General features: G+C 74.5%; 1 protein-coding gene and 1 pseudogene. Both read right to left on the reverse strand.

Annotation, left to right across the window (positions count from 1 at the left end):
• Positions 1-163 precede the first annotated feature (163 nt).
• A complete protein-coding gene (locus tag GWI24_RS41460; protein ID WP_210951187.1) occupies positions 164-1,915 on the reverse strand; it encodes a PucR family transcriptional regulator in 1,752 nt (583 codons plus the stop codon).
• 224 nt (positions 1,916-2,139) lie between these two features.
• A pseudogene (locus tag GWI24_RS41465) lies at positions 2,140-4,106 on the reverse strand (ATP-binding protein); the annotation flags it as partial.

Genomic DNA, 4,106 nt, shown 5'->3' on the forward strand with positions numbered 1-4,106 from the left:
TCGGGAGGCGGCGGCCACGACGAGACGACCGGGAAGCAGCGGCCGGGAGCGGTGACCGCCACCAGGAAACCCGGAAGCGGCGGCCACAACGAGGCGACCGGTGAGCAGCAGCCCCCACAGAGCGATCAGGAAGAGTCGGCGGCCCGGGGCGGAGGTGGGCGATTCAGGCCGAGGTGCCGGGGGCCGTGGCCTTGAGGGCCAGCCACAGCTCCATGCGGACGTCCGGGTCGTCCAGGGAGCGGCCCAGGATTTCCTCGACGCGGCGCATCCGGTAGCGCAAGGTATGCCGGTGGACGCCGAGGTCGGCGGCGGCCGCGTCCCACTGGCCGTGCCGGGAGAGCCAGGCGCGCAGCGAGGCGACCAGATCGCCCCGGCCGGTGGCGTCGTGCTCGTGCAGGGCACGCAGCATGCCGTCGGCGAACGCCCGGACGGCGTCGTCGGCGAGCAGGGGCAGTACGGAACCCGCCGCGACCTGCTCATGCTCGACCAGCATCCGGCCGCGGCGGCGCGCCACCGACAACGCCTGCTCCGCCTGGCGGTAGGCGGCCGCGGCCGCGATGGGGCCCGCGGGGGCGGACAGCCCGATGACGAGCTCATCGCCACGGGGCGCCGCGACCGCGGCACGGTCGCGGGGGCGGGCCTTCGTACCCCGGCGGGCCTCGACGGCCTGGGCGTGCTCGGCGCATGCCGCGACCGCCGCCCCGCCGTCGGGGGCCAGCACGATGAGCCGCTCCCCGTCGGGCACGACCAGCACCGACTCACCGACGCGGGCCGCGGCCGCCTCCATGGTGTCGATGAGCGTGCCGAGGGGGTCGGCCGCCTCGGCTTCACCCGCGCCGGTGGCGGTGGCTTCTGTGGGGAGTTCCGCGGGGGCGTCGTCCGCGGCGGAGGGCGCCGTGTGGGCCTGCTGGGGCGTACCACCGGACGGCACCTCGGCGACCAGCATCCGGAACGGCGCGTCGAGCAGCCCGCCGTACAGCCGCCCCGCGACCGCCCGCGCATGGTCGGGCTCACCCGCGAGCAGCATCCGCAGCACGGCGGCGCCGAGCCGCTGCTCGGCCTCCTGGAGGGCGCGGGAACGCTCGGTGGTCAGGGTCAGCAGCGCGACCGCGGAGTGCACGGCGTAGCGCTCGGCGGTGCCCAGCGGCGCGCCCGTGCCGACCGCGAGCACCCCACGCGTACGGCGCCCGGTGCCCAGCGACTGGAGCTCCACCCGGTCGGCGACGGCCGTGTCCTCGGCCGGTTCCGCACCCGTGGCCCCGGCCGGCCCACAGCCCCCGCCGACCACGATGCTCGCGGGGCCGGGGCGGGAGCGCAGCCGCTCGACGTCGGCGGTGAGCCGGGCGGCGCGGCGGGCGGCCCAGTCGGGTGCGGCGGCGACCACGGCGCCGGAGACGTCGTAGAGCGCGGCCCAGCCGTCGACGTGGGCGGCGAGCCGGGCGAGCAGCGCGGCGGGCCCCTCGGCGCCGATGGCGGCACGGGTCAGCTCGCGCTGTGCCTCGAACCCGGCTGTCACGGCCCGGTACTGGTCAGCGGCTATCGCCGCGGAGACGGCCTTGCTGATCGCGATGAAGGGGGTGCGGCGGTCCACGCCGAGCAGCGGCAGCCCCTCCTCCTTGGCCGCCGTGGCGAGCGCGGGCGGCACCTCGGCGTAGTTGACGCCGAGCGCGAAGCCGAGCCCGACCACGCCCGCGCCGACCAGCCGCCGCACATAGCGGCTCATCTCCTCCGGGTCATCGGCCTCGATCTGCATCGCGGTGATCAGGAGCAGCTCGCCGCCCTCCATATAGGGCACGGGGTCGGCCAGCTCGCTGACATGCGCCCAGCGCACGGGCGTCTCCAGCCGGTCCTCGCCCGCGAGGACGGACAGCTTGAGACCGGGGTGGCGGACGAGTGAGGCGAGCGTGGGAGGCATGGCACCTTCGAAGCGAATGCGACGACTTGCGACGACTTCACCGCCCCGTATGAACGGCTACTGCCGATTCTGCCTCAATGGAGGAAAACGCGGAATTGACGGCCTGATTTCGCCACGGGTCTGGCCGTGACGCAGCGGTTCCGGTTGCCCCGGCCACCCTGAACGGGGCAACCGGGGCAGACGAACCGATAACGGCAATGAGGACTGACCGGAACGGCGGCCGATCAACCGCGCAGATCCACCAGCACCGGGGGCCCGCCCTCGCCCCTTACGGAGGTCACCGACAGCACCGCATGCCCCGGGGGAACCGCATGGGCCAGCTCCGAGGCGGACCAGCGCTCGCGCTCCACCGTCCGTACGGTCACCGACTGCGTGGTCACCGCCTTGCCGGTGGCGACCTTACGGATGAAGTGCAGCACCTTGGTGAGCGGTTCCTCGGCGATGATCTGCCGATCGGTGACGTCCCGGGTCTCGACCCACTCCGTCCCCCACACCTCGGCGAACCGCGCCCCGTCCCAGGTCGTCACACCCGCACAGGCCATCCGGCAGCCGACCGCGCCGAGCAGCGCGCTGCGCAGCGACTCGGGCACGTCGTCGAGGGTGCGGAGGGTGAGCACGGCGCCCGCGTGGGCGGAGCGGAGCCGCTGGATACCGCGCAGGGCCTCGGGGGTGATGGTGTGCGAGGCGTCGTCGAGGACCAGGCAGGCGAACAGCGAACGGTCGGCGCGGCCCACGGCGCACTCGGTGAACTGCGCCAGGACCAGCCGCGCGAGCATCCGCGACGCCTCCGCGTGGCCGCGCTCGGGCAGATCGATACGGACCCGGAGGGGGTGTTCGAGGGCGCGGAGGGAGAACGGGCGGCGGTCGCCGGTGGTGTCGAAGAAGTCGGCGAACGCGGGCCGGTCCAGCAGCGCGATCCGGTCCGCGAGCAGCGCGCCCACGTCCCCGGGCGCCCCCGACTGCCGGACCCGCGCCTCCAGCTCCCGGGCCTGCGCCCGCTCCCCGGCCTCGTCCAGCGCCTCGCGCAGCGCGTTGACGGCTGTCTTGGAACCGTCCAGCAGCTCCCGCAGATCCGGGACGGACGGGAAGCGGCCGTGGGCGGCGCGGTAGGGGCCGAGCAGCTGGGCCAGCGCGGTGGCGGCGCGCCGGCTGTCCCCGCCGGGCAGCGAGGCCGCCATGTCGCCGATCAGGGCCTCGGCGAGGATACCCGCGGCCTCATCGGGGTCGGTGGTGCCGCCGTAGAGGTCGAGGTCGTAGCCGGAGTCGGGCCGGCCGATCTTCACGACGACGTCGAACGCCTCATCCGCCCCGTCTTCCCCGAACCGGGCGGCCCAACGGCCAGCAGCGAGGTGCCGAGCACCTCGGGATCGAGGGCGAGCCCGACGCCGCGGTGCTGGTAAGGATTGCGGGAATCCTCGGCAGCGGTGCCGAGGCGGACCTGCTGGGCGAGGAGATCATGCCGCGCCGTCCGGACGGGCAGATCCCGCGCCCCGGACGGATGGCCGTACGAGGCGGCGCCGTGGCGCAGCACGGTGTCGGTGAACGAGGCGAGCGAATTCCTCCCCGCCCGCACGGACTGCCAGGCGCGCTCGATCCGGGCGTGGTCGACATCACTCATCGCCCCCGCCCGCGCGTCCGCCGCCAGCCGATCAGCCGCACTGTGCGCCCCCGCGGCCCGCAAATGCGGCCACTCCACCGGATCCCCCTCCGGCCGCCCCGCGGCTGCCGCCTCGGGAGCGGGCTCATCCCAGGCCCGCCGGAAGAGGGGCGCGACGTAACGGCGCCAGACTTCGGGCCAGTGGCCTACGCGACCGAAGATCACGGCGAGGACCCCTGCGAAGATGACTTGGTAGATGCGCCACGCCCAGACGAAGGCCATCTTGTCGTCGCCTTCGACCCAGGACTCTGGGGTCAGCAAGTACAGCGGCCAGAGGTAGAAGCTGCCGAAGTACTCGTAATAGATCAGTGACCAGACCAGCCAGCCGCACAAGGCCGAGATCAGGGCCCCGCTGAGCAGCCGCCGCCCCGGAATCCGATCCGGCTCCTCCGGCGCCTTCGGCTTGTGCTCGTACGTCCACACCCCCGGTGCCGCCTCGGACCGCGGAGCGCGCAGCCAGGCGACGAAGGACGGGCTGGCCGCGGGCGCGGGGACCGGAGGCGCACCGGGGACCGGAGGCGCACCGGGGGCCGC

Source organism: Streptomyces sp. MK37H (genome assembly GCF_018035285.1).
In the GTDB taxonomy this organism is placed as follows: domain Bacteria; phylum Actinomycetota; class Actinomycetes; order Streptomycetales; family Streptomycetaceae; genus Streptomyces; species Streptomyces endocoffeicus.